This is a genomic window from Falsiroseomonas sp. E2-1-a4 (genome assembly GCF_051433165.1).
Taxonomy (GTDB): Bacteria; Pseudomonadota; Alphaproteobacteria; order Acetobacterales; family Acetobacteraceae; genus Falsiroseomonas.
This window is the reverse complement of record NZ_JBHMFS010000001.1, coordinates 25,969-48,030: the sequence shown is the minus strand read 5'-3', so window position 1 is coordinate 48,030 and position 22,062 is coordinate 25,969. Positions and strand designations below refer to the sequence as shown.

Sequence of the window (22,062 nt, the reverse complement as noted above, 5' to 3'; positions counted from 1 at the left end):
CCGCCGCGCATCGGCGCTGGGTCGAAGGTGGCATGGAGCCTTGGTGACCTTGCGTTGCGTCACAATCACGGGCGCGACTCCACACAAGGTCATGGCCGCGCCTCACACCAGACGCCGAAATCACGGCATTGATATCGGCCGGCTTTGATCTAGCTGACTGGTCGCTCAGAGGGTGCAGTCCGCAGAAGGGCTTGAGCCAGCTCAACATCGTCCCCGATCATCCGGATCAGTTTTCGCAGCCCATCTTCAAGCGCCAAACGCGCATTGGCACCGGTCGCCAGTTGCAGGCTTGGAACAATTCCCTCCGCGGTGAAGGTCTTTGCGAGGATCAGGCGGCCAAGCTGGTCGGTCAGGCGCACATTGACTGACAGGTCAGCATTCGCCGATCCAGCGAAGAACCCGGTGCGGAACTGGCTGTAGAAGCGTAAAACCTCGACATCAAGGCGAGCGTCGTTTCCGCCAATTCTGAAGCCCCTAAATGTCAGCTCTTCAACGACAGCACGCTGAGTTTCGGCGACTACATCGTTGGTCGAGACAATTGGGGCCATCTCCATCCCGTAGCCATTAATTTTGTTGCTAACTCTGTCTCTGATTGTGCGGCCGTCTCGAGCCTCGACCGTGACGCCGACATTGCTGGCACCCTGAATAGCTTGAATTCCAGGCGCCGCGACATGCCGAACCTCGATGTAGTCACGCTCAAGGGCGCACCCGCTAACCAGCAGGCACGCAAAAAGTAGGCGCAGCATACCGATTCCTCCGGAATGGATCGAATCCATACCAAACTTACCGAGTGATGTGTAGCCTGCTCAGGCGCCGCCAACCTTCTCGGGATGAATGGTTGGTATGCTGCTGTTGTCCGCGATGAACAGGAGCCGCGGGTTCCCATGACCATGAAGTCTCTGGTCGATAGCGGGAATTAGGATGAGCCTCGCCGAATTCCGCCTTCGCTGAACTTCCCACAGAATTTTTTGCTGTACAGCGCTCCGATTAATATTCCTTCAGAACAACACCCGCAATATCGTCGCCAGCGCGGCACCGGCCGTCAGCAGCTTGTGCAGCACGTCGAGCAGCGCGCGCGTCCAGCCCGGGCGGGCGCCTCCGCAAGGGTCGCGCCCCGGCGCGGGACGCCGGCGGGCGAAGCGGGGCAGGCGGGTTGGCGGGTCCGTGTGGCGCATGCGGGTAAGGATATCATTCCTAATTACCCGCCGTCTTCACGATTTGTTCTCCTATTTCCGCCAGCCTAAGTTGACGCTATGGCGCGGTGCACCATAAAACCCTGTCAACACTATGCGCGCGCCCGAGGGCTGGCGCGCCATGAGGAGCGGGCACCGCATGTCATCCACCCAGGACGCCAACGACGCGACCATGCTCGGTCGCCGGACCGATGGCACGCAGGTGCGCCGGCCACTTTCGCCGCATCTGCAGGTCTACGACATGATGCAGATGACCAGCGCGCTCTCCATCACCCACCGCGCCACGGGCATCGCCTGGACCTTCGGCGCGGTGCTGATGGTGTGGTGGCTGGTGGCGGCGGCATCGGGGCCGGCGGCGTTTGACTGGGTGCAGTGGTTCCTGGGTTCGGTCCTCGGCATCCTGGCGCTGATGGGCCTGACGGCCGCGGCCTGGTTTCACACGCTGGCCGGCGTGCGCCACCTGTTCTGGGATGCCGGCTATGGCTACGACATCCCGACCACCTACAAATCCGGCCGCGCCGTGCTGATCGGCACCGCGGTGCTGACGGCGCTGACCTGGCTCGCGCTGCTGATTTCCTGGTGAGGAACGAGACCATGGAATCCCCCCGCCAGACCAGCCTCCGCACCCCGCTCGGCCGCGTCCGCGGCTCCGGCTCCGCCAAATCCGGCACGCATCACTGGTGGATGCAGCGCGTCACCTCGCTCGCGCTGCTGCCGCTGACCATCTGGTTCATCGCGTCGCTCGCGACGTCCGCCGGCATGACGCATCTGGAGGCGATGGCCTGGATCGGGCACCCGGTGAACGCGGTACTGCTGCTGGCCCTCATCGGCCTGACCTTCCACCACACCGCGTCGGGGCTGCAGGTGGTGCTGGAAGACTATGCCAAGCCGGAATGGGTGAAGATCACCTCCGTCCTGGCCGTGAAGGCAATTTGTGCATTGTTGGCGCTGGCGGCTGCCCTGGCCGTTTTGCGCCTTGCGGTCTGAGGGTTCAGACCAAACTCGGGACCAATCGGCGTGGGCCATTTCGCCCCGCCACACGGATGGACGGCAGACAGATGAACGCCATCTCCAAGCCCGCAATCGGCGGCGGAGCCTATCGGATCGTTGACCACACCTATGACGTGGTCGTGGTGGGCGCGGGCGGTGCGGGGCTGCGCGCCACCTTCGGCATGGGGGCCTCCGGCCTCAAGACCGCCTGCATCACCAAGGTCTTCCCAACCCGCAGCCACACCGTCGCCGCCCAGGGCGGCGTTGGCGCCGCGCTCGGCAATATGGGCGAGGATGACTGGCGCTGGCACATGTACGACACCGTGAAGGGGTCGGACTGGCTGGGTGACCAGGACGCCATCGAATACATGTGCCGCGAGGCGATTCCGGCGATCATCGAGCTGGAACATTACGGCGTTCCGTTCAGCCGCACCGAGGATGGCAAGATCTACCAGCGCCCCTTCGGCGGGCACATGCAGGATTACGGCAAGACGCCGGCGATGCGCGCCTGCGCGGCTGCGGACCGCACCGGCCACGCCATCCTGCACACCCTGTACCAGCAGGCGCTGAAGGCCAATTGCGAGTTCTTTGTCGAATACATCGCGCTCGACCTCATCATGGATGATGAGGGCGTCTGCCGCGGCGTCACCGCCTGGAACCTCGAAGACGGCAGCCTGCATCGCTTCCGCGCGCAGCAGGTGGTGATGGCGACCGGCGGCTATGGCCGCGCCTATTTCTCCTGCACCTCCGCCCATACCTGCACCGGCGATGGCGGCGGCATGATCCTGCGCGCTGGCCTGCCGCTGCAGGATAACGAATTCGTGCAGTTCCACCCGACCGGCATCTATGGCTCGGGCTGCCTGGTGACCGAGGGTGCGCGCGGCGAAGGCGGCTACCTGACGAATTCCGAGGGCGAGCGCTTCATGGAGCGCTATGCGCCGACGGCGAAGGATCTGGCGTCCCGCGACGTCGTCTCCCGCGCCATGTCAGTGGAAATCCGCGAGGGCCGCGGCGTCGGCCCGATGAAGGACCACATCCACCTGCACCTGGAACACCTGGGCGCGGACCTGCTGCATGAGCGCCTGCCGGGCATCTCCGAGACCGCGAAGATTTTCGCGGGCGTGGATGTGACGAAGGAGCCGATCCCGATGCTGCCGACCGTCCATTACAACATGGGCGGCATTCCGACGAACATTCACACCGAGGTCCTGAACCCCACCTCCAAGGACCAGGACCGGGTGGTGCGCGGGCTGATGGCGGTGGGTGAGGCCGCCTGCGTGTCCGTCCACGGCGCCAACCGCCTCGGCACCAATTCGCTGCTCGACCTGGTCGTGTTCGGCCGCGCTGCGGCGCATCGCGCGGCGGAGACCATCAAGCCGGGTGCCAGCCAGGCGCCGCTGCCGCCGGGTGCGGGCGAGTCCAGCTGGGCGCGCTTCGACAAGGTCCGCAATTCGAAGGGCACCTCCACCGTCTCCGACGTCCGCCTGCAGATGCAGCGCACGATGCAGGAGCACGCCGCCGTGTTCCGCACCAGCGAGCTGCTGCGTGAGGGCGTGGCGAAGATGAGCAAGGTCGCCGCCGGCTATGACGACATCAAGATCGCCGACCGCAGCCTGATCTGGAACAGCGACCTGGTCGAGGCGCTGGAACTGGACAACCTGATCGGCAATGCGCTGACCACGATCCATGGCGCGGAAGCGCGCAAGGAAAGCCGCGGCGCCCACGCGCATGAGGATTTCCCGGATCGCGACGATGCGAACTGGATGAAGCACACCCTCGCCTGGGTGGATGACAACCGGAACGTGAAGCTGGACTATCGCGACGTGAAGATGCGCACCCTCACCAACGAGGTCCAGGTCTTCCCGCCCAAGGCGCGCGTGTACTAGGGATCGGATCGAAGACCATGGCCACCTTCACGCTGCCGAAGAACTCGACCATCACGAAGGGCAAGCACTTTCCCGCGCCGGCAGGCGCGACGAAGGTGCGGTCCTTCAAGATCTATCGCTGGGATCCGGATACGGGCGAAAACCCGCGCACGGACACCTTCGACATCGACCTGGACCAGTGCGGGCCGATGGTCCTGGATGCGCTGATCAAGATCAAGAACGAGGTCGACACCACGCTGACCTTCCGGCGTTCGTGCCGGGAGGGCATCTGCGGCTCCTGCGCGATGAACATCGACGGGCTGAACACGCTGGCCTGCCTGAAGCCGATCGAGGATGTGAAGGCCGAGGTCCGCATCCACCCGCTGCCGCATATGCCGGTGGTGAAGGATCTCGTCCCCGACCTGTCCCAGGTCTACGCGCAGTTGCGCAGCGTGGAGCCCTGGCTGAAGGCCGATACCCCTCCGCCGCCGGATGGCGAGCGCCTTCAGTCGAAGGAGGAACGCGCCAAGCTCGACGGGCTGTGGGAATGCATCCTTTGCTTCTGCTGCTCCACCGCCTGCCCGTCCTATTGGTGGAATGGCGACCGCTACCTCGGCCCTGCCGTGCTGCTGCAGGCCTATCGCTGGATCGCGGATAGCCGCGATGAGCACACGGGCGACCGGCTGGATGCGCTGGAAGATCCGTTCAAGCTGTATCGCTGCCACACCATCATGAACTGCACCCGGACCTGCCCGAAGGGGCTGAACCCGGCCCAGGCGATCGGCGACATCAAGAAGATGCTCGCCGAGCGCGTGGTGTGATGCTGACCTTCAATCGCCAGGCGCGCGCTCCGCGCGCAGGGCTCGCCGCATGAGCGGCGGCGGCCCTTCGGCCGCTCGCCCGCCCGTGGCGGGCGCAGGCCAGCCAGATCGGCCGCCGGTGTGACGCCTTTGGCCGCAGCCGCCGCACCATGACCGCCCTGCTTGTCATCGCGCTGTTCTCCACGGCGCTGCTGTTCGGCGGCATGGCTTTCTTCGCTGCGCTGATCGCCCCCATCGTCTTCCGCGTGCTGCCGGGCGAGATGGCTGGGCGCTTCATCCGCAGCGTCTTCCCGCCCTACTATCTGTGGGTGCTCGCCACCTCCGCCGCGGCCTGCGTGGCGCTGTTCCCCCTCTCGAAGACCGACGCCGGCATCATGGCCGCCATTGCGGGCCTGACCGTCTTCCTCCGCCAGGTGCTGATGCCGCGCATCAACGCCCTGTCGGACCAGTTGAAGGCGGGCGATGCCAGTGCCCAGCGCGGCTTTGACACCGGGCACCGCCTTTCCGTCGCGGCCAACCTGCTGCAACTCATCGCTGCGGGAGTCGTGCTCGCGGGTTTCGTCTTCTGAGCCTGCCGCCGCAATAATCCGCACCTTTTCCGCGGCTGCAGGATAGATTAATCCTGGGGTCAGAAGCGGGCCACTCGCCCGCGCGCGCCTACCCCGGGAGGAAGTTCCATGAACCGCCGTGCCATGCTGGGCGCCGCCGCCGCGGCCGCGCCCCTCGCCCTCGCCACGCCCGCCCTTGCCCAGGCCAATCCGGAGGTGCGCTGGCGCGCCGCCTCCTCCTTCCCCCGCGTCTTCGACGTGCTGTACGGCACCTTCGAGAAGATCACCGCCCGCGTTGCCCAGCTGACCGACGGCAAGTTCCGCATACAGACCTTCCCGGCCGGCGAGATCGTCGGCGGCCTGCAGGTGCTCGACGCCGTGCAGGCCGGCACCATCGAGGCCGGGCACACCGCCTCCTACTATTACATCGGCAAGGAACCGGGCTTCGCGCCCTTCACCGCCATGGCCTTCGGCCTGAACACGCGGCAGATGACGTCCTGGTTCCGCTACGGCGGCGGCAACCAGCTCGCGGCGGAATTGTTCAACGAATATAATATCCACGGCATCACGGCGGGCGACACCGGCGCGCAGATGGGCGGCTGGTTCCGCAACGAGATCACCTCCGTCGACCAGCTCCGCGGCCTGAAGTTCCGCATCACCGGCCTGGCCGGGCAGTTGTTCACCCGCCTCGGCGCCGCCCCCACGCTCATTGCCCCCGCCGACATTTATCCCTCGCTGGAGCGCGGCGTGATCGACGCGGCGGAATTCGTCGGCCCGCATGACGATGAGCGTGCCAACTACGTCCGCGTCGCCCGCTTCTACTACGCCCCGGGCTTCTGGGAGCCGGGTGCGCGGCTGCACTTCATGTCCAACATGCGCGCCTGGAACGCCCTGCCGGACCTGTACAAGCACGCCCTGGAAGTGGCCTGCGCCGAGGCGGATGCCGACATGGTCGCGCGCTACGATTTCCTGAACCCTCAGGCGCTGCGCCGCCTGGTCGCTGCCGGCGCACAGCTGCGCTTCTGGCCGCGCCCGGTGCTCGAAGCCGCCTGGAAGGCGAATGAGGAGATGAACGCAGACCTCGCCCGCGGCAACCCACGCTTCGCCAAGATCATGGAAAGCTACGGCCGCTTCCGCACCGAGCAGTTCCAGTGGTTCCGCATCGCCGAGAACAGCTACGACAACTTCGCCTTCTCGGCCGCGCAAACCGTTCGCTGAGGCGATAAAATCCGGGCCATCCCGGGCGGCGCGCCATCGCGGCGCGCCGCCGCCTGCCGTATAGCCAGCGCACACCGACACGGATGATGCGCTGATGGACCTCGGTACGCTGCTGTCTGCCCTGGCCATGGGCGTGGTCGAGGGCGCGACCGAGTTCCTGCCGATCTCCTCCACCGGCCACATGATCCTGCTCGGCGAGCTCATCGGCTTCCAAGGCCCGCCCGGCAAGACTTTCGAAATCAGCATCCAGCTCGGCGCCGTGCTCGCCGTCGTCCTGCTGTTCCGCCACACCCTGTGGCGCCTGGCCACGCTGGCCTGGAAACCCGGGCCGGAACGCTTCTACGCGACCAACCTCATCCTGGCCTTCATCCCCGCGGCCATCCTCGGCGCCACCTTCCACAGCACCATCACCGGCCTGCTGTTCAGCCCCTGGGTGGTCTGCTTCGCGCTGATCATCGGCGGCTTCGCCATCATCGCCATCGAACGTTGGCGGCCCGCACCCAGCATCCACACCGTTCCCCAAATGGGCCCCCTCGCCGCCCTGCTGATCGGCTTCGGCCAGGCCCTGGCGATGATCCCCGGCACCTCCCGCTCCGGCGCCACCATCATCACCGCCCTTCTCGTCGGGGTCGAACGCCGGACGGCTGCCGAATTCAGCTTCGTCCTCGCCATCCCCACCATGTTCGCGGCCACCGCCTACAGCCTCTACAAGGTGCGCGCCGACCTCGACATCGCCGACCTCGGCCAGATCAGCATCGGCTTCATCACCGCCTTCTTCGTCGCCCTGGTGGTGGTGCGCTGGCTGATGAGCGTGATCACCCGCATCGGCTTCACCCCCTTCGGCTACTACCGCATCGCCCTCGGCACCCTCATGCTCGCGTTCCTGATCCTGCGCTGAGAACGGCGCGGTCGGGGGACGGCGCGCTGGTGATTTGCAGGAGGGGCGCTGCCCCTCCCGCACCCTCCCCGCCAGGAGGCAGTGGCCTCCTGGACCTCAGGACCTTTGAGTAGGAAGGGAGAGGGGGCTGGCGGTTGCGTGGATCACGCGGTCGCTCCGGCCCCCTCTCCCTTCCTACTCATGATTCAAGGGTTACAAGGGGCCACTGCCCCTTGGCAGGGGGTGCAGGGGGACAGCGTCCCCCTGCAAACAACCCGCGCCGCCCCCCCAACCACGCCGTCTCGGCGTCAGTTTCCGAACAGGCGTTGCAGGCGGTTGGTTATGTCGGGGAGGGTGAGGCCGGAGGAGGGTGGCGGGGTGCTGCCTTCGGGGACGCGGCTGCGGAAGCGGGTCAGGGCCTCCTGGGTTTGGGTCAGGCGCAGTTCGGCGGGGTCGGCGCGGTCGGATCCGGCGCCGAGGCCGATCATGCGGACCAGGGCGGTGGGGGCGGTGGGCAGTTCGGCGGCGGCGCGGGCGGCGTCTTCGGGTCGGGGGGCGCAGACCAGGCTTCGGCCTTCCAGGGTGCAGGGCAGTTCGAAGTGGCGGTTGGGCGGGAAGCGGAGTTGCGCGGTGCCGGTCATGGCCAGCAGCCCGCGGCCGGCGGATTCAAGGGAAAGGTCGCGCGCGGCGACCACGGGCACCAGGTGTCCGCCGCGGTCCTGCACTTCGAGGACGAGGGAGGATCCGGTGGCGCTTTGCGCCGGTTCCACGGGTTCGCGGTGGCGCAGCAGGCAGTCGGCGCGGTCCGTCATGCGGTCGGCCAGGCAGGACAGGCGCCAGGAGCCGATTTCCTCCGGCACCTGGCCCTGCACGTTCTGCGCGGGTTGCGCGTTGGCGAGGGCGGCGGCGGCCATGAAGGCCGCGAGAGGCAGTGCGATGCGGGTCATGTCGGGCAGATGGGATGAGGGAGGCGGCGGTTCCATGGATCAGGTGCGGTTTCATGATGGCGTGATGGTGCCGGCGCTCGGCCAGGGGACTTGGCGGATGGGTGAGGGCGGGGACCGGCGGGCGGAGGCGGATGCGCTGCGCCTGGGCCTCGATCTCGGCCTGACGCTGGTCGACACGGCGGAGATGTATGGCGATGGCGGGTCGGAGGAGGTGGTGGGCGATGCCATCGCCGGCCGGCGGGATGAGGTTTTCCTGGTCTCCAAGGTCTATCCGCACAATGCGTCCGCCAAGAAGCTGCCGGTGGCGCTGGCGGCAAGCCTGAAGCGGCTGCGGGTGGAGCGGCTGGACCTGTATCTGTTGCACTGGCGCGGCGGGGTGCCGCTGGCGGAGACGGTGCAGGCGATGGAGGCGGCGCGGGCCCGCGGACAGATCGCGCGCTGGGGCGTCTCGAACCTGGATGTGGCGGATTTGCGGGAGTTGGGACCGGCGCTGGCGGATTGCGCGACGGACCAGGTGCTATGGAACCTGGAGGCGCGCGGTGTGGAATTCGACCTGCTGCCCTTCTGCGCGGAGCGGTCGATGCCGGTGATGGCCTATTCCCCAATCGGCCAGGGTGGGGCGCTGCTGCGGCACAGGGCCTTGCGGGCGGTGGCGGCGCGGCACGGCGTGGCGCCGGCGCAGGTGGCGCTGGCCTTCGTGCTGGCGCGGCCCGGGGTGATCGCAATTCCGAAGGCTTCGGACCCCGCGCATCTGCGCGCCAACGTGGCGGCGCGGGATCTGCGGCTGACGGCGGAGGATATTTCGGAATTGAACGCAGCCTTCCCACCGCCGACGCGGAAACAGGGGCTGGAGATGCTCTGAGGATTTTGCTGGTAATGTCCAAATCCGCACATTAAGTTTGGTTTTGGACAGGAGATCGCCATGCGCCTCGCGTCGGCCACGCTCACCGCAGACCGCTTCGCACCCGCCACGCGGCGCCACCTGGGCGCGCCGGGGCTGCGTGCCTTCCTGCACATTGCAGGGCTATGGAAGCTGAGTGAGGTGGAGCGGCTGCGCATTCTCGGCCTGCCGCCGCGCTCGACCTATCATGGCTGGGTACGGGTCGCGGAGGCGGGAGGTGACCTGTCGCTGCCGGTGGATACGCTGACGCGCATTTCCGCGGTGCTCGGCATCCACAAGGCGCTCCGCATCCTGTTCGAGACGGAGGCCGAGGCACTGGCTTGGCTGCGCGGCCCACATGCGGCGTTGCCGTTTGCGGGACAGGCGCCGATGGCGCTGGCGGCCAGCGGCACGCAGGACGGGTTGATGCTGGTGCGGCGCTTCCTGGATGCGGCCCGCGGCGGCCTTTACATACCGCCCAACGAAGCCGATGCAGCCGAGCCCTGGGCAGACGAGGACATCGTTATTGCCTGAGCGACCGGCCGTGAGCGATCGGCCGAGGGTTTCGCCGCCGCGCCCCTGCCACCGCCTCATCCCCTCCCGCTTCCCGCCGGTGCAGGCCTTCGATTTCTGCCGCTCGGCGGAGGATCTGGCGGCGGTGATCGAGCTGGAGGGCTGGACCAACGACCGGCTGGTGGCGGAACGCCTGGCGCGGCTGCCACGGGCGCAATGGGTGTTCGGATCGCCCAACGCCAGCGTCGTGATGGCCGCTTTCCTGCACGCCGTGCCCGGTGGCACGCGCTTCGCGGGACCGGAACTCGGCGCCTGGTACGCCAGCGCCGCCCTGCCCACCGCCATTGCGGAGGTTGCCCACCATCTGCGGCGGGAGGCCGTGGCGACCGGCCGCGCCCTGATGCGCCGCACCTATCGCGCCTACCAGACCACCCTGGCCGGGGACGACTACGTCCGTCTGGAGACGGATCCGGCGCTGCTCGACCCCACCAGCTTCACCGCAGGGCAGGCGTTCGGGGAGGTGCTGCGCGCGGCGGGCGGGGCGGGGATTGTCTATCCCAGCCTGCGGCATCTGGGCGGCACCAATGTCGTGGCCTATCGCCCGCGGGATATCGGCGCGGTGGTCCAGGCGGCGCATTTCGAGGTGACGGCACCGGTCACCGGCCGGGTGGTGGCGCGGCGGCTTACCAGTACCCCGCCATGATCTCCCGCGCCCAATCCGGTTCGCGGATTTCGCCGCGCGGATCGAAGCCGGTCATGTGCGGCTTGATGTCGAAGACCGGGCTGCCCGCGATCGCATCCAGCCCGCGCACCCGCAGCACCAGGCCCTGGGCTGCCAGCAGCGTGCAGGTGGTGACGCCGAGGCGGTTCGGCCGTGGGGCGCCGCGCTGGGCCAGGATGCCCATGCGCGGCCAGTCGGCCCGGCCACGCGGGTGGCGGGCGTTGGCCTCCACCGCGGCGGGGTCCAGCCGGTGGAAGCCGAACACCACCACCACATGGCTGAACTGATCCAGCCCCAGCGCCGCATCCGGGCCCACCACGGAAGCGTCCAGCCGGATCTCGGCCTCCACGCTGTCCCAGGCATCATCCAGCGGTTCCGCCCGGCCGCCATGGACCGTGCCGATCAGGGTCAGCTTCATTGGAAGATCGGCACGGCGGGAATGTCGGGCGTCGGCATCGGGGGCGGCAGGTCGATGATGACGGTGCTCGGGTCGGCGCGCGGGCCGCGGTCCAGCCAGTAGGTCACGGATTGCGGCCAGAAGATCACGATGGCGACCAGCAGAAGCTGCAGGCACAGCCACGGGATGGCGCCCAGGTAGATGTCCCGCGTCAGCACCGATTTCGGCGCCACGCCGCGCAGGTAGAACAGGGCGAAGCCGAAGGGCGGGTGCATGAAGGCGGTCTGCATGTTGATGCAGATCAGCACGCCGAACCAGACCAGGTCGATGCCGAGGTTCTTCGCGACCGGCGCCAGCAGCGGGATGACGATGAAGGCGATCTCGAAAAAGTCGAGGAAGAAGGCCAGGAAGAAGATGAAGATGTTGACGAAGATCAGGAAGCCGGTCTGACCACCCGGCAGCAGCGCCAGCAGATGCTCGATCCAGATGCCGCCATCCACGCCCTGGAACACCAGGGTGAAGATGGTGGCGCCGATCAGGATGAAGATGACCATGCTGGTGATGCGCATGGTGTTGCCCATCGCCTGGCGGATCAGCGGCCAGGTCAGTCGCCGGTTCGCCGCCGCCAGCAGTACGGCGCCGACCACGCCCATGGCGCCGGCCTCGGTGGGGGTTGCCAGGCCGAGGAAGATGGTGCCCAGCACCATGAAGATCAGGCCCATGGACGGGACCATGCCCTTCAGCACCCGCCACCACAGCCGCCAGTCCCGCGGTGCCAGCGCCTCCGGCGGCAGCGGCGGGACCTTGTGCGGCTGGAAGATGGAGACCATCCAGATGAACAGCAGGAACAGGCTGATCTGCATCAGGGACGGGCCGATCGCCCCCGCATACATCTCACCCACCGACTGCCCGAGCTGGTCGGATAGCACGATCAGCACGAGGGAGGGCGGGATCACCTGGGTGATGGTGCCGGATGCGGCGATCACGCCGGTCGCGATCCGCATGTCGTAGCCGTAGCGCATCATGATCGGCAGGCTGATCATGCCCATCGAGATCACGCTGGCCGCCACCGTGCCGGTGATGGCACCCAGGATGGCGCCGACAATGATGACGGCATAGGCCAGCCCGCCCGGCACCTTGCCGAACAGCTGCCCGGTGCCTTCCAGCAGATCCTCCGCCAGCCCGCAGCGTTCCAGCACCGCGCCCATCAGCGTGAAGAACGGAATCGCCAGAAGCAGGTCGTTGGACAGGATGCCGAAGACGCGCAGCGGCAGGTTGAACATCCAGGCTTCCGGGAAGAAGCCAAGCTCGATGGAGATGAAGCCGAAGAACAGCCCGACCGCGGCCAGGGAGAACGCCGCGGGGAAGCCGATCAGCAGGAACACCACCAGCCCGCCGAACATCAGCGGCGGCATGATATCCTCGTGGAGCATCTTTTTCTCAGGCCCTGGATTCTGGTGCGGGAAGGCCGCGGTGCATCACTGATCGGGCCGCGCGTAGGTCGCGAAAAGCTGGCCGCGTGGCAGCTCGATGCCCCGCAGCACGGCCACGCGCTTCACGATCTCCGAAAGCCCCTGCGCGCACATCAGTGCGAAGCCCAGCGGCAGCAGCAGCTTGACCGGCCAGCGGATCAACCCGCCGGGTGAGGACGAAATTTCGTTCCGCACCCAGGCCTCGACGAAGAAGGGCCAGGTCATCCAGGCGAGCAGCGCCATGGCCGGCATCAGGAAGAAGGTCAGGCCAAGGATATCCACCCAGATCCGCCCGCGCTGCCCCAGCGCGCCATAGACCAGATCCACCCGCACATGCTCGTTACGGCGCAGCGTGTAGCTGGCGCCGAGCATGACGATGCCGGCGAAGCAGTACCACTGCACCTCCAGCCAGGCGTTGGAGCCGGCATTCAAGCCGTAGCGCAGGAAGGCATTGCCGGCGCTGACGGTGCAGGCGATCAGGACCAGGTAGTCGGCGATGCGCCCGAAGCCGGTGTTCAGGGCATCGACGCCGCGGCTGAAGGCGAGCAACGGGCCCAAAGGACGCATCCCCACAAGGCTTCGGGTTGTTTCACCCGGTCTCACGGCGCCGAGCCATACCGGGCGCGACGCCGACACACGCCGGTCGCGTTGCTGTAGCGCCGGCGGCAAGGCTTGGAAAGCGCCGGCTTCAGAAGCGGCGAAAATCCGCGCCGCTGCAAGACTTGATGGCCCCACAGCGGGCGAGCCCCTTCTGCCGGCGGGGCCGGGCTTCTAAGGTTCCGGTCAGTGATCCGCTTCCTTCCCCTGCCGTGCTGACGGCGCTCATCCTCACGCTGGCGGGCCTCGGGCTGCTGGCCGCGCTCGCCGTGCCGCTGGCGCGCTTCGCCTGGGCCGGGCTGGCGGTGCATGGCGGCTGCCTGTTGGCCTCCGTCATGCTGGCGGGCAGCGGGCTGGCGGTGCTGCTTTCGGGCGCCCTGCCGGTGCACACGCTGCCGATCGGTGTGCCGGCGCTGGTGGCGGTGGATGCGCTGTCCGCCTGGTTCCTGCTGCTGCTCGGGCTGGCGGGTGCCTGTTCCGCCCTGTTCGGGCTTTCCCACCCCCTGATGGCGCCGCGCCTGCTGGCCGCCTATCCGCTGTTCCTGGCCGGCATGGCGCTGACACTGATGGCGGCCGATGGCTTCACCCTGGTGCTGGGGTTCGAGGCGATGTCCGTCGCCTCCTGGATCCTGGTCGCTGCCGACCATGCGGAGGCGGAGAATCGCCGCGCGGCGCGGCGCTATCTGGCCTTCGCCCTGCTGGGCGGCATCTGCCTGGTGCCGGCGATTGGCCTGCTGGGCGGCGTGGCCGGCGACCTGTCCTTTGCCGGCATCCGCGCCGCGCCGCCGCAGGGCTGGGTGGCGATGGCGGTGCTGGCGCTGGTGGTGGTGGGCGCCGGGGCCAAGGCCGGGCTGGTGCCGCTGCACAATTGGCTGCCGCTCGCCCACCCCGCGGCGCCGAGCCATGTCTCCGCCCTGATGTCGGCCGCCATGACCAAGGTCGCGGTCTATGTGCTGGCCCGGCTGCTGCTGGACCTGTCCGGCCCGGCGCAGCCCTTGTGGTGGGGCGTGCCGCTGCTGGTGCTGGGCGCGGCGTCTGCCGTGCTCGGCGCGCTGCGCGCCAATCTGGAGGAGGACGGCAAGACCCTGCTGGCCTGCTCCACCATCGAGAATATCGGCCTGGTCTGCATTGGCCTCGGCCTGGCTGCCTGTTTCCGCGCGGCCGATCTCGGCGTGCTGGCGGGGCTGGCGGCGGGGGCGGCGCTGCTGCACGCGCTGAACCACGCGATGTTCAAGTCGCTGCTGTTCCTCGGCATGGGGGAGGTGGCGCATGGCGCGGCGTCCCGCAGCCTGGACCGGCTGGGTGGGCTGATCCACGCCATGCCTTGGACCGCCGGCGCGGTGCTGGTGGGGGCCGCGGCGGCGGCCAGCCTGCCGCCGCTGTCGGGCTTCGCCAGCGAATGGCTGCTGTTGCAGGCGCTGCTGGCGGCCTGGCGGGTGGGCGACCTGGCGTTCCAGGTTCTGGGCGTGGCGGTGGTGGCGGCTGCTGCCTTGGCGGCGGCGCTGGCGGCGGCGGCGATGGTGCGGCTGTTCGGCCTGGTCTTCCTCGGCCGGCCGCGCACACCGCGCGCCGCCGGGGCGGTGGATGGGCCGCTGCCGGCGCGGCTGGCGCTGCTGCTGCCGGCCGGGCTGACCATCCTGTTCGGATTGCTGCCGGGAACCTTGCTCGGGCTGGCGGAGGGTGCGGTGCAGGTGCTGGTGCCCTTCGGCGTGGCGGAGCGCAGCGGCTTCGCCATGATGCGCGTGGGCGATGGCGGGGCGCGCTACTGGCCGCTGGCGCTGACCTTGCTGCTGGCGGTGTCGGGGGGTGCCATCTGGTGGCTGGTGCGGCGCCGCGCGCCTGCCGGTGTGGCGCGCGGCCCGGCCTGGGATTGCGGCTTCATGGCCCCGCCGCAGCACCTGCCCTTCGGCGACCCGGTGACCCAGCCCTCCGCCGCCGGCTTCGGCCAGCCGTTGCGGCGCATGCTGGGCGGATCGCTGCTGGCGGCGCGTGAATCCGTGCAGATGGCGCGTCCGGGCGATCCCGGCCCGGCGCGGCTGGAGCACGGCTATGCCGACCCTTCCGAGGCCTGGCTGCTGGCGCCGCTGGCGCGCTGGCGGGATGCGCTGGCGGTGCGGGCCGAGAAGCTGCGCGACCTGCCGCTGACGGCCACGCTGATGCTGCCCTTCGGCACGCTGGTGGCGCTGCTGGCGCTGGCCGCCTGGCTGGAGGCGGGCTGAGATGGAATGGCTCACCGCCAGCCTCACCCAGATCCTGCACCTGGCCCTGGTGCTGGCCGCCGCGCCCTTGGTGGTGGGTGGCATCCGCTGGCTGAAGGCACGGATGCAGGGCCGCATCGGCGCCTCCCCGCTGCAACCGCTGCGAGATTTCTTCAAGCTGCTGCGGAAGCGGCCGGTGCTGGCCGACAATGCAAGCTGGATCAGCCAGGCCGCGCCCTATGCCGGGGCCACTGTCGCATTTGCCGCGCTGGCGCTGGTGCCGAGCTTCGCGCGCGGCATGGCCTTCGCCCCGCTGGCGGATCTGGTGGTGATCGCGGGGCTGCTGGCGGCCGGGCGGGTGGTGCTGGCGCTGGCGGGGATGGATGTCGGCACGGCCTTTGGCGGGCTGGGCGCATCTCGCGAAATGTCCTTCGCGGCGCTGGCCGAACCGGCGCTGCTGCTGGTGGCGCTGGTGCTGGCGATGCTGGCCGGCAGTACCGGGCTGGAGACGATCGGGGCGCTGTTCCAGGAGGGGTCGCTCGGCCTGCGCGTTTCGCTCGGGTTGGCGCTGGTGGCGCTGCTGGCGGTGGCGGTGGCGGAGAATGCGCGGATCCCGGTGGACAATCCCGCCACCCACCTGGAACTGACCATGGTGCATGAGGCGATGATCCTCGAAGCCTCCGGCCGGCATCTGGCGCTGTGGGAGGCCGCGTCGGCGCTGCGGCTGACGCTGTGGCTGGCGCTGATCGCTGCCATCTTCTTCCCCTTCGGCACCGCGCCGGTGGGCTTCGCGCCGCTCGGGTGGGTGGTGGGTCTCGGCGCCTGGGTGGCGAAGATCGCGCTGCTCTGCCTGGCGCTGGCGGCCTTCGAGAGTGCGATCGCCAAGATGCGGGTGTTCCGCGTGCCGGAGTTTCTGGGCGCGGCGCTGCTGCTCGGGTTGCTGGCGGCGCTTCTGCTGTTCCTGTCCACGAGACTCGCGTGATGCGCGACCAGACTGGCTCTAGGCCGCGCCAGCGGCCCGCGCACAGCCCGGCCTCCCCACCGGCACGGCAGCGCGTCGGCGCGAAGGCAAGCGCGCGGAGCGCGCGCCCGCCGTTTGAGGGTCTGAAAAAATCTCATGATGCAGCGCGCCGAAGGCGCTCGGCATCATGACCTTCAGCGATACCGGCTACGACATCGCGCATCTGCTCGGCGGCGGCATCCTGCTGCTGTCCTTCGTGCTGCTGTACCAGCGGCGGCTGGAGGGGGTAATCACGGCCTTTGCCATCCAGGGCGGGCTGCTGGCCGCCGCCGCAGCCTGGCAGGGCTGGGTGCAGGATGAGCCGGGCCTGTATGTCACGGCGCTGCTCGCCTTCGGCGCCAAGGCGCTGCTGATCCCGCTGGCACTGCGGCTGCTGCTGCGCCGGTTGGGGCTGCATCGCACGGTGGAGCCGGCGCTGGGCATCGGGCCTTCGCTGCTGGCGGCCGCCGCGCTGGTCGGGCTTTCGGTGATGGTGGTGCTGCCCGTCACCGCCGGCCAGGCCCAGGCTTTGACACGCGAAAACCTCGCGCTGGCATTGTCGGTCGTACTGCTCGGCATGCTGATGATGATCGGGCGGCGCAACGCCATCAGCCAGGTGATCGGTCTGCTGAGCCTGGAGAACGGCCTGATCCTGGCCGCCATCGGCGTGCGCGGCATGCCGCTGGTGGTGGAGCTTTCCACCGCCGCGCTGGTGCTGATGCTGGCGCTGGTCGCCGGCATCGTGGTGTTCCTGCTGCGCGACCAGCTTTCCACGCTGGATACGCATGTGCTGCACCGGCAGCGGGGCGAGCAGCCATGACCCTGCACCTGGCCTGGATCATCGTGTTCTTCCCCTGGGCCGGGGCCGTGCTGCTGGCCGCGCTGGCGCCGCGTGGTCGCTGGCCCGCGATGGTCAATCTCGGCGTCTCGGGCGTGAGCTGCGCGCTCGCGCTGGCGGTGCTGGCCGCGCCGGAGGGGGTGCAGGGCTGGACGCGGGTGGATGCGGTGAACCAGCCGCTGGTGGCGTTGGCCGGCATCATCGGCCTGGCCGCCGCCGTATTCTCCGCCGCCACGGTGGATGCCGAGCGCTTCGATGGGCTGCGCGCGCGCGCCTATCACGCGGCCTTCCAACTGTTCATGGGCGCGCAATTCCTGGCGCTGCTGTCCGACAATCTCGGCGTCATGTGGGTGGCGATCGAGATCGCGACGCTCGCCTCCGTGCTCATTGTCGCCGTGCACGGCACGCCGGCGGCGATCGAGGCGGCGTGGAAGTTCTTCATGCTCTGCGGGGTCGGCATCGCCCTGGCGCTGTTCGGCACCATCCTGCTGTATCTGGCGGCGCAGCCGGTGGTGGGGCAGGGCGATCCGGGGCTGTCCTGGGGCGCGTTGCGGGCGGTGGCGCAGCAATGCGATCCGGGCCTGCTTTCGCTGGCCTTCGTCTTCCTGATGGTGGGCTATGGCACCAAGGCCGGGCTGGTGCCGCTGCATGCCTGGCTGCCGGATGCCGAGGCCGAGGGGCCGCTGCCGATCACCGCCGTTTTGTCCGGGCTGCTGCTGAATGCGGCGCTGGTCGCGGTGCTGCGAGCCAAGGCGATTGTCGACCTCAATCCGGGGGTGCTGGCGCCGGGGCCGTTGCTGGTTGGCTTCGGCCTGGCCTCCCTGCTGTTGGCTTCCCTCGCGCTGTGGCGGCGGCGGGATGCGCGGCGGTTCTTCGCCTGGAGCAGCATCGAGCATATGGGCCTGTCCGCCATCGCCTTCGGGCTCGGCGCCAACCTTGCGGGCATGCTGCATCTGATGGGGCACACGCTGGTGAAAAGCGCGGTGTTCTTCGGCATAGGCGCCGCGGCGCAGATCAAGGGCAGCCAGAAAATGGCCGATATCGGCGGGCTGGCCACCAGCCATCCGGCGTTGGGCTGGGCGCTGGCGCTCGGCATCGCCGGGCTGGCCGGGCTGCCGCCCTTCTCGCTGTTCGTCTCGGAATTCCGGCTGGGGGCTGCGGCGGCCGCGCTGCAACCCTGGCTGGTGCTGCCGATCGGCATCGGGCTGCTGGTGGCGGGCACGGCGCTGGTGCGGGCGATGCAGGCGCTGTGCCTCGGCCCGCCCACCCCGGATGCGCCCGTGCCGGGGGCGTTTACCCTGCCCGGCGGGTTGTGGTGGGCGGCGGGCCCAGCCTGGGCGCTGCTGGCGCTGGCCGTGATCCTCGGCTTCGCCCTGCCGGCCTGGTTCAACGCCCTGCTCGGCGATGCGGTGAGGCTGCTCGGATGAGCGCCGCCGAGCTGATCCGCCGCGGCCAAAAACTGCCCTGCCGCCCGGTGCCGCGCCACCTGCTGGCGCCGGAGGATTTCGCGCGGCTGCCGGCGGCACTGGTGATGCAGCCCTCCATGGCGCTGCTCTCGCTGTGGGCGGAGCCGGCGATGCTGCACGCGGCCTTCCTGGATGAGGCCGACGGCACGCTGCTACTGGCCAGCACCCCCGCCGGTTCCGGCCACTACCCCGCCTTGTCCACCGCCCGGCCGGGCGCGGTGCGATTCGAGCGGATGATCCGCGACCTCTGGGGGCTGGAGGCTGTCGGGGGGCTGGACCTGCGCGCGTGGCTCGACCATGGCCGCTGGCCGCTGACCCTGCCGATGGCCGCCCGCCCCACCCGCAACGGCGCCCGCCCGGAGCAACCCGATTTCCTGGCCGTCGAGGGCGAGGGCTGGCACCAGATTCCGGTCGGTCCGGTGCATGCCGGCATCATCGAGCCCGGCCATTTCCGCTTCACCGTGCAGGGGGAGCTGGTGGTGCGGCTGGAACAGCGGCTGGGCTACACCCACAAGGGCACGCTCGGCCTGATGTTGGGCAAATCGCCGCGCACCGCGGCGCGTTTCGCCGCACGCATCTCCGGCGACAGCACCGTGGCGCATTCGCTTGCCTTCGCCGAAGCCGCGGAGGCCGCCAGCGGTGCCGCCCCGCCACCCCGCGCCTTGTGGCTGCGGGCGGCGATGCTGGAGCTGGAGCGGCTGGCCAACCACCTGAACGACTGGGGCGCCATCTGCAACGACGCCAGCTTCGCCTGGCTGCACGCGCAATGCGGCCTGCTGCGGGAGGGGCTGTTGCGGGCGCATCTGGACGCCTTCGGCCACCGTCTGATGATGGACCGGGTGATCCCCGGCGGGCTGGCGACGGAACCGCAACCCTCCGGTATCGCCGCCATCCTCGCCGCGCTGGCGGCGGTGGAGTCGGCGCTGCCCGGCCTGGCCTCGATCTATGAGGAGCATGCAAGTCTGCAGGACCGCATGGTCGGCACCGGCGTGCTGGCGCCGGCGCTGGCGGCGGGATTCGGGGTGGGCGGCGTGGTGGGTCGTGCTTCCGGCCGCGATTTTGATGCGCGCGTGGCCTTCCCGAATGGCCCCTTTGCCGGCGGCCCGCCGACCGTGGCTGTGCGGCAGGAAGGCGATGTGGATGCGCGCGTCCGGGTGCGAATGACGGAAATTCCCGAAAGCATCCGCCTGATTCGCCGCATCCTGGCCACCCTGCCCCCCGGCGAGATCCACGCGCCTTTGCCGCAGCGGGGCGGAGAAGGGCTCGCGCTGGTCGAGGGGTTTAGGGGCGAGATCGTCACCTGGATGGCGCTGGACGATGGCGGCCTGATCCGCGCCGTCTTCCCGCGCGACCCGTCCTGGCTGCAATGGCCGTTGCTGGAGGCGGCGATGGAGGGCAACATCGTTGCGGATTTCCCCCTGTGCAACAAGAGCTTCAACTGTTCGTACAGCGGGGTCGATTTGTGATGCACAGCCCGCCGACCCAAGCGCGACACGGCTTCGGCACATGGCGCTGGCGGCCAACGGCCGAGGCCGCGAATGCGGCCCGCGCCCAGACCGACATTGCGGCCGGGCGCACCAGTGCACCGGCGCGAAGGCAAGCCGGCGGATGCCGGCGCCTGCCGTTTGAGGGCACTGTGGATCCCCAGGCCGCGAATGCGGCCCGCGCCCAGACCGTCATCGCGGCCGGGCGCAGCAGCGCACCGGCGCGAAGGCAAGCCGGCGGATGCCGGCGCCCGCCGCTTGAGGGCCTTGAACCATGAGCGGGCGCCATGGCGCCCGCGCGGATCAGGGCGCCACGGGCCTTTTCACCATCACCCTCATCAAGCCCGGCCCCGGCCGCGGCGTGATGGAACACTGGGCCTATGACGACCGCGCCCATGCGCTGGATGAGATCGGCTGGCTCGCGGAACGCGTGGCGCCGGGCACCGAGCTCGTGGTGCGGGACCCGGAGGGCAACGATCTGTTCCGCGTGGCCCGCACCGCATGACCCGCCCCGGCAAGATGCTGTGGCCGAAACTGGCCCGCAACCTGTTCGCCCGCCCGCTGACGGAGCCAGTGCAGGCGCCGCCGGAGGAGGTGGTGCTGGCGCTCGCCCAGAAGCTGGAGGCGACATCCCGCGCCCGGCTCGGCCGCAGCCTGGCGATCCGCCAGGTGGATGCCGGGTCCTGCAATGGCTGCGAGCTGGAAATCCACGCCATGTCCGGCGTGCTGTATGATCTGGAACGGCTCGGCCTGCGCTTCGTCGCCTCCCCCCGCCATGCCGATGTGCTGTTGGTGACCGGCCCGGTCACCCGCAACATGCGGGAGGCGCTGGAGCGCACCCGCGCCGCCGCGGCGGAGCCTTGCTGGGTGGTGGCGGCCGGCGATTGCGCGGTGGATGGCGGCGTCTTCAAGGGTAGCTATGCGGTGGAGGGTGGCGTGGCGCAGGTGCTGCCGGTGGACCTGCTGATCCCCGGCTGCCCGCCCAGCCCGGCGCAGATGCTGGAGGGGCTGCTGGCGCTGATGCAGGCGCAGGGCTGAATCAGGTCACCTTCGCCGGGTCGGTATTCGACCCGCACAGCACCACCGCCACCCGCGCCCCGGCGGGTGGAATGAAGGCGCCGCTGATCAGCGCGGCCAGCGCTGCGGCGCCGCCCGGTTCCGCCACCAGCCGCAGCGCGGACCATAGGCGGCGCTGCGCCTCCGCAATCGCCGCATCCGGCACCAGCACCGCCTGCGCCACATGGTCCCGCGCCACGGCGAAGGACAGTGCGCCGATCTGCTTCGCCCCCAGGCTATCCGCCGCCAAGCCGCCGACCGGGGCCGGCAGCGGGTGGCCGGCGGCCAGCGCGTGGTGCAAAGCGGGGCAGCCCTCCGGCTCCACGCTGATCACCTGCGCGCCTTTATCGGCATACCAGGCGGCAATGCCGCCGATCAGCCCGCCGCCGCCGGTCGCCACCAGCACATGCGTCGCCTCCGGCGCATCCTGCCAAAGCTCCAGCCCGACCGTGCCCTGGCCGGCCAGGATTTCGGGCTGGTCATAGGCATGCACCAGCAGCGCGCCGGTCTCCGCCGCGCGGGCCTCGCTGGCGATGCGGGCTTCGTCATAGGCGCTCCCGATCCGGTGCAGGGTGGCGCCGTAGCTTTCGATGCGGTCGGTCTTGGCGGCGGGGGTGGCCACCGGGCAGAACACCTCCGCCCGATGCCCCAGGGCACGGGCGGCATAGGCCACCGCGGCGCCGTGGTTGCCGCCGGAGGCCGTGACCACGCCCGCTTCCGGCACCGCCACCGACAGCAGGCGGTTGAAGGCGCCGCGCGGCTTGAAGGACCCGGTGGCCTGCAGCAGTTCCAGCTTCAGGATCAGCGGGATCGACAGCCCGAGGTCGGCGCCCTCAAGCCGCATTACCGGGGTGCGGCGGACATAAGGGGCGATGCGGGCGGCGGCGGCCTCGATGGCGGCTTGGCTGGGGTCTGGCATGGGCGGCAGGCTGGCAGCGGGCACCCCGGCTGGCAACCTGGGCGCGCTGAACGGGAGTCCCC

The 22,062-nt window shown here is 69.3% G+C and carries 24 protein-coding genes; 17 read left to right on the top strand and 7 right to left on the bottom strand.

Annotated elements, in window-relative coordinates; genetic code table 11:
* Nucleotides 1-149 precede the first annotated feature (149 nt).
* On the bottom strand, nt 150-746 hold the full coding sequence (locus ACFHNC_RS00255; RefSeq protein WP_437167189.1) for a YajG family lipoprotein: 597 nt from the start codon (nt 744-746) through the stop codon (nt 150-152).
* Between the two features lie 252 nt (nt 747-998).
* Nucleotides 999-1,175 carry a hypothetical protein gene (locus tag ACFHNC_RS00250; protein ID WP_437167188.1) on the bottom strand — a complete coding sequence of 59 codons (177 nt, stop codon included), beginning with the start codon at nt 1,173-1,175 and terminating at the stop codon, nt 999-1,001.
* Nucleotides 1,176-1,332: 157 nt separating this feature from the next.
* On the opposite strand from ACFHNC_RS00250, the gene sdhC reads away from it, so the two are divergent.
* The 7 genes from sdhC to ACFHNC_RS00215 all read left to right on the top strand — a co-directional run bounded on the left by sdhC (nt 1,333) and on the right by ACFHNC_RS00215 (nt 7,533).
* A complete protein-coding gene (gene sdhC / locus ACFHNC_RS00245) occupies nt 1,333-1,776 on the top strand; it encodes a succinate dehydrogenase, cytochrome b556 subunit (RefSeq protein ID WP_437167187.1) in 444 nt (147 codons plus the stop codon).
* Between the two features lie 11 nt (nt 1,777-1,787).
* Nucleotides 1,788-2,180, top strand: a complete 393-nt coding sequence (gene sdhD / locus ACFHNC_RS00240) for a succinate dehydrogenase, hydrophobic membrane anchor protein (protein WP_437167186.1) — start codon at nt 1,788-1,790, stop codon at nt 2,178-2,180.
* Between the two features lie 71 nt (nt 2,181-2,251).
* Nucleotides 2,252-4,069, top strand: coding sequence for a succinate dehydrogenase flavoprotein subunit (gene sdhA / locus ACFHNC_RS00235; RefSeq protein WP_437167185.1), 1,818 nt, complete (start codon nt 2,252-2,254; stop codon nt 4,067-4,069).
* Nucleotides 4,070-4,086: 17 nt separating this feature from the next.
* Nucleotides 4,087-4,869 carry a succinate dehydrogenase iron-sulfur subunit gene (locus ACFHNC_RS00230; protein ID WP_437167184.1) on the top strand — a complete coding sequence of 261 codons (783 nt, stop codon included), beginning with the start codon at nt 4,087-4,089 and terminating at the stop codon, nt 4,867-4,869.
* Nucleotides 4,870-5,018: 149 nt separating this feature from the next.
* Nucleotides 5,019-5,438, top strand: coding sequence for a DUF4149 domain-containing protein (locus tag ACFHNC_RS00225; protein ID WP_437167183.1), 420 nt, complete (start codon nt 5,019-5,021; stop codon nt 5,436-5,438).
* Between the two features lie 108 nt (nt 5,439-5,546).
* Nucleotides 5,547-6,635, top strand: a complete 1,089-nt coding sequence (locus ACFHNC_RS00220) for a TRAP transporter substrate-binding protein (protein ID WP_437167182.1) — start codon at nt 5,547-5,549, stop codon at nt 6,633-6,635.
* A gap of 94 nt (nt 6,636-6,729) precedes the next feature.
* Complete coding sequence (locus tag ACFHNC_RS00215) at nt 6,730-7,533, top strand: undecaprenyl-diphosphate phosphatase (RefSeq protein WP_437167181.1); 804 nt, start codon at nt 6,730-6,732, stop codon at nt 7,531-7,533.
* A 287-nt stretch (nt 7,534-7,820) separates the two neighbouring features.
* On the opposite strand, the gene ACFHNC_RS00210 is transcribed toward ACFHNC_RS00215, so the two are convergent.
* A complete protein-coding gene (locus ACFHNC_RS00210) occupies nt 7,821-8,495 on the bottom strand; it encodes a hypothetical protein (protein WP_437167180.1) in 675 nt (224 codons plus the stop codon).
* Here ACFHNC_RS00210 and ACFHNC_RS00205 point away from each other — a divergent pair.
* Genes ACFHNC_RS00205 through ACFHNC_RS00195 form a run of 3 tightly spaced genes read left to right on the top strand, consistent with a single transcriptional unit; the run spans nt 8,494 to nt 10,555 of the window.
* Nucleotides 8,494-9,321, top strand: a complete 828-nt coding sequence (locus ACFHNC_RS00205) for an aldo/keto reductase (RefSeq protein ID WP_437167179.1) — start codon at nt 8,494-8,496, stop codon at nt 9,319-9,321. The genes ACFHNC_RS00210 and ACFHNC_RS00205 overlap by 2 nt on opposite strands.
* 60 nt (nt 9,322-9,381) lie before the next feature.
* Entirely contained in the window at nt 9,382-9,873 is a 492-nt protein-coding gene (locus tag ACFHNC_RS00200; protein ID WP_437167178.1) for an antitoxin Xre/MbcA/ParS toxin-binding domain-containing protein, read from the top strand.
* A gap of 10 nt (nt 9,874-9,883) precedes the next feature.
* The gene (locus ACFHNC_RS00195; protein WP_437167177.1) at nt 9,884-10,555 is read left to right on the top strand and encodes an RES family NAD+ phosphorylase; all 672 of its coding nucleotides are present in this window, start codon (nt 9,884-9,886) and stop codon (nt 10,553-10,555) included.
* Here ACFHNC_RS00195 and ACFHNC_RS00190 read toward each other — a convergent pair.
* Genes ACFHNC_RS00190 through ACFHNC_RS00180 form a run of 3 tightly spaced genes read right to left on the bottom strand, consistent with a single transcriptional unit; the run spans nt 10,536 to nt 13,009 of the window.
* Nucleotides 10,536-10,991 carry an SAM-dependent methyltransferase gene (locus tag ACFHNC_RS00190; RefSeq protein WP_437167176.1) on the bottom strand — a complete coding sequence of 152 codons (456 nt, stop codon included), beginning with the start codon at nt 10,989-10,991 and terminating at the stop codon, nt 10,536-10,538. The genes ACFHNC_RS00195 and ACFHNC_RS00190 overlap by 20 nt on opposite strands.
* Nucleotides 10,988-12,403, bottom strand: coding sequence for a TRAP transporter large permease (locus ACFHNC_RS00185; RefSeq protein WP_437167175.1), 1,416 nt, complete (start codon nt 12,401-12,403; stop codon nt 10,988-10,990). Before ACFHNC_RS00185 ends, ACFHNC_RS00190 begins: the two co-directional genes overlap by 4 nt.
* 45 nt (nt 12,404-12,448) lie before the next feature.
* Nucleotides 12,449-13,009 (bottom strand): TRAP transporter small permease subunit, encoded by a 561-nt coding sequence (locus ACFHNC_RS00180; protein WP_437167174.1) that lies wholly within the window; start codon nt 13,007-13,009, stop codon nt 12,449-12,451.
* A 242-nt stretch (nt 13,010-13,251) separates the two neighbouring features.
* Here ACFHNC_RS00180 and ACFHNC_RS00175 point away from each other — a divergent pair, with 242 nt between their 5' ends.
* From ACFHNC_RS00175 to ACFHNC_RS00145, 7 genes are all read left to right on the top strand, one after another.
* The gene (locus ACFHNC_RS00175) at nt 13,252-15,258 is read left to right on the top strand and encodes a proton-conducting transporter transmembrane domain-containing protein (protein WP_437167173.1); all 2,007 of its coding nucleotides are present in this window, start codon (nt 13,252-13,254) and stop codon (nt 15,256-15,258) included.
* 1 nt (nt 15,259) lies between these two features.
* Nucleotides 15,260-16,219: a respiratory chain complex I subunit 1 family protein gene (locus ACFHNC_RS00170; RefSeq protein ID WP_437167172.1), complete on the top strand. Its 960-nt coding sequence runs from the start codon at nt 15,260-15,262 to the stop codon at nt 16,217-16,219.
* 166 nt (nt 16,220-16,385) lie between these two features.
* The gene (locus ACFHNC_RS00165; RefSeq protein ID WP_437167171.1) at nt 16,386-17,057 is read left to right on the top strand and encodes a hydrogenase-4 component E; all 672 of its coding nucleotides are present in this window, start codon (nt 16,386-16,388) and stop codon (nt 17,055-17,057) included.
* On the top strand, nt 17,054-18,502 hold the full coding sequence (locus tag ACFHNC_RS00160; protein ID WP_437167170.1) for a proton-conducting transporter transmembrane domain-containing protein: 1,449 nt from the start codon (nt 17,054-17,056) through the stop codon (nt 18,500-18,502). Before ACFHNC_RS00165 ends, ACFHNC_RS00160 begins: the two co-directional genes overlap by 4 nt.
* Entirely contained in the window at nt 18,499-20,007 is a 1,509-nt protein-coding gene (locus tag ACFHNC_RS00155; protein WP_437167169.1) for a hydrogenase expression protein HypE, read from the top strand. Before ACFHNC_RS00160 ends, ACFHNC_RS00155 begins: the two co-directional genes overlap by 4 nt.
* Before the next feature lie 292 nt (nt 20,008-20,299).
* Complete coding sequence (locus ACFHNC_RS00150; protein ID WP_168049058.1) at nt 20,300-20,530, top strand: hypothetical protein; 231 nt, start codon at nt 20,300-20,302, stop codon at nt 20,528-20,530.
* Nucleotides 20,527-21,063, top strand: coding sequence for an NADH-quinone oxidoreductase subunit B family protein (locus ACFHNC_RS00145; protein WP_437167168.1), 537 nt, complete (start codon nt 20,527-20,529; stop codon nt 21,061-21,063). Before ACFHNC_RS00150 ends, ACFHNC_RS00145 begins: the two co-directional genes overlap by 4 nt.
* Nucleotide 21,064: 1 nt before the next feature.
* On the opposite strand, the gene ACFHNC_RS00140 is transcribed toward ACFHNC_RS00145, so the two are convergent.
* The gene (locus ACFHNC_RS00140) at nt 21,065-22,000 is read right to left on the bottom strand and encodes a serine/threonine dehydratase (RefSeq protein WP_437167167.1); all 936 of its coding nucleotides are present in this window, start codon (nt 21,998-22,000) and stop codon (nt 21,065-21,067) included.
* Between the last annotated feature and the right edge of the window lie 62 nt (nt 22,001-22,062).

Excerpts from the sequence above, each read along its gene's own strand:
- ACFHNC_RS00255 (WP_437167189.1), bottom strand. The coding sequence starts at position 746 with ATGCTGCGCCTACTTTTTGCGTGCCTGCTGGTTAGCGGGTGCGCCCTT.
- ACFHNC_RS00250 (WP_437167188.1), bottom strand. The coding sequence starts at position 1,175 with ATGCGCCACACGGACCCGCCAACCCGCCTGCCCCGCTTCGCCCGCCGG.
- sdhC (WP_437167187.1), top strand. The coding sequence starts at position 1,333 with ATGTCATCCACCCAGGACGCCAACGACGCGACCATGCTCGGTCGCCGG.
- sdhD (WP_437167186.1), top strand. The coding sequence starts at position 1,788 with ATGGAATCCCCCCGCCAGACCAGCCTCCGCACCCCGCTCGGCCGCGTC.
- sdhA (WP_437167185.1), top strand. The coding sequence starts at position 2,252 with ATGAACGCCATCTCCAAGCCCGCAATCGGCGGCGGAGCCTATCGGATC.
- ACFHNC_RS00230 (WP_437167184.1), top strand. The coding sequence starts at position 4,087 with ATGGCCACCTTCACGCTGCCGAAGAACTCGACCATCACGAAGGGCAAG.
- ACFHNC_RS00225 (WP_437167183.1), top strand. The coding sequence starts at position 5,019 with ATGACCGCCCTGCTTGTCATCGCGCTGTTCTCCACGGCGCTGCTGTTC.
- ACFHNC_RS00220 (WP_437167182.1), top strand. The coding sequence starts at position 5,547 with ATGAACCGCCGTGCCATGCTGGGCGCCGCCGCCGCGGCCGCGCCCCTC.
- ACFHNC_RS00215 (WP_437167181.1), top strand. The coding sequence starts at position 6,730 with ATGGACCTCGGTACGCTGCTGTCTGCCCTGGCCATGGGCGTGGTCGAG.
- ACFHNC_RS00205 (WP_437167179.1), top strand. The coding sequence starts at position 8,494 with ATGGATCAGGTGCGGTTTCATGATGGCGTGATGGTGCCGGCGCTCGGC.
- ACFHNC_RS00210 (WP_437167180.1), bottom strand. The coding sequence starts at position 8,495 with ATGGAACCGCCGCCTCCCTCATCCCATCTGCCCGACATGACCCGCATC.
- ACFHNC_RS00200 (WP_437167178.1), top strand. The coding sequence starts at position 9,382 with ATGCGCCTCGCGTCGGCCACGCTCACCGCAGACCGCTTCGCACCCGCC.
- ACFHNC_RS00190 (WP_437167176.1), bottom strand. The coding sequence starts at position 10,991 with ATGAAGCTGACCCTGATCGGCACGGTCCATGGCGGCCGGGCGGAACCG.
- ACFHNC_RS00185 (WP_437167175.1), bottom strand. The coding sequence starts at position 12,403 with ATGCTCCACGAGGATATCATGCCGCCGCTGATGTTCGGCGGGCTGGTG.
- ACFHNC_RS00180 (WP_437167174.1), bottom strand. The coding sequence starts at position 13,009 with ATGCGTCCTTTGGGCCCGTTGCTCGCCTTCAGCCGCGGCGTCGATGCC.
- ACFHNC_RS00170 (WP_437167172.1), top strand. The coding sequence starts at position 15,260 with ATGGAATGGCTCACCGCCAGCCTCACCCAGATCCTGCACCTGGCCCTG.
- ACFHNC_RS00165 (WP_437167171.1), top strand. The coding sequence starts at position 16,386 with ATGACCTTCAGCGATACCGGCTACGACATCGCGCATCTGCTCGGCGGC.
- ACFHNC_RS00160 (WP_437167170.1), top strand. The coding sequence starts at position 17,054 with ATGACCCTGCACCTGGCCTGGATCATCGTGTTCTTCCCCTGGGCCGGG.
- ACFHNC_RS00155 (WP_437167169.1), top strand. The coding sequence starts at position 18,499 with ATGAGCGCCGCCGAGCTGATCCGCCGCGGCCAAAAACTGCCCTGCCGC.
- ACFHNC_RS00150 (WP_168049058.1), top strand. The coding sequence starts at position 20,300 with ATGAGCGGGCGCCATGGCGCCCGCGCGGATCAGGGCGCCACGGGCCTT.
- ACFHNC_RS00145 (WP_437167168.1), top strand. The coding sequence starts at position 20,527 with ATGACCCGCCCCGGCAAGATGCTGTGGCCGAAACTGGCCCGCAACCTG.
- ACFHNC_RS00140 (WP_437167167.1), bottom strand. The coding sequence starts at position 22,000 with ATGCCAGACCCCAGCCAAGCCGCCATCGAGGCCGCCGCCGCCCGCATC.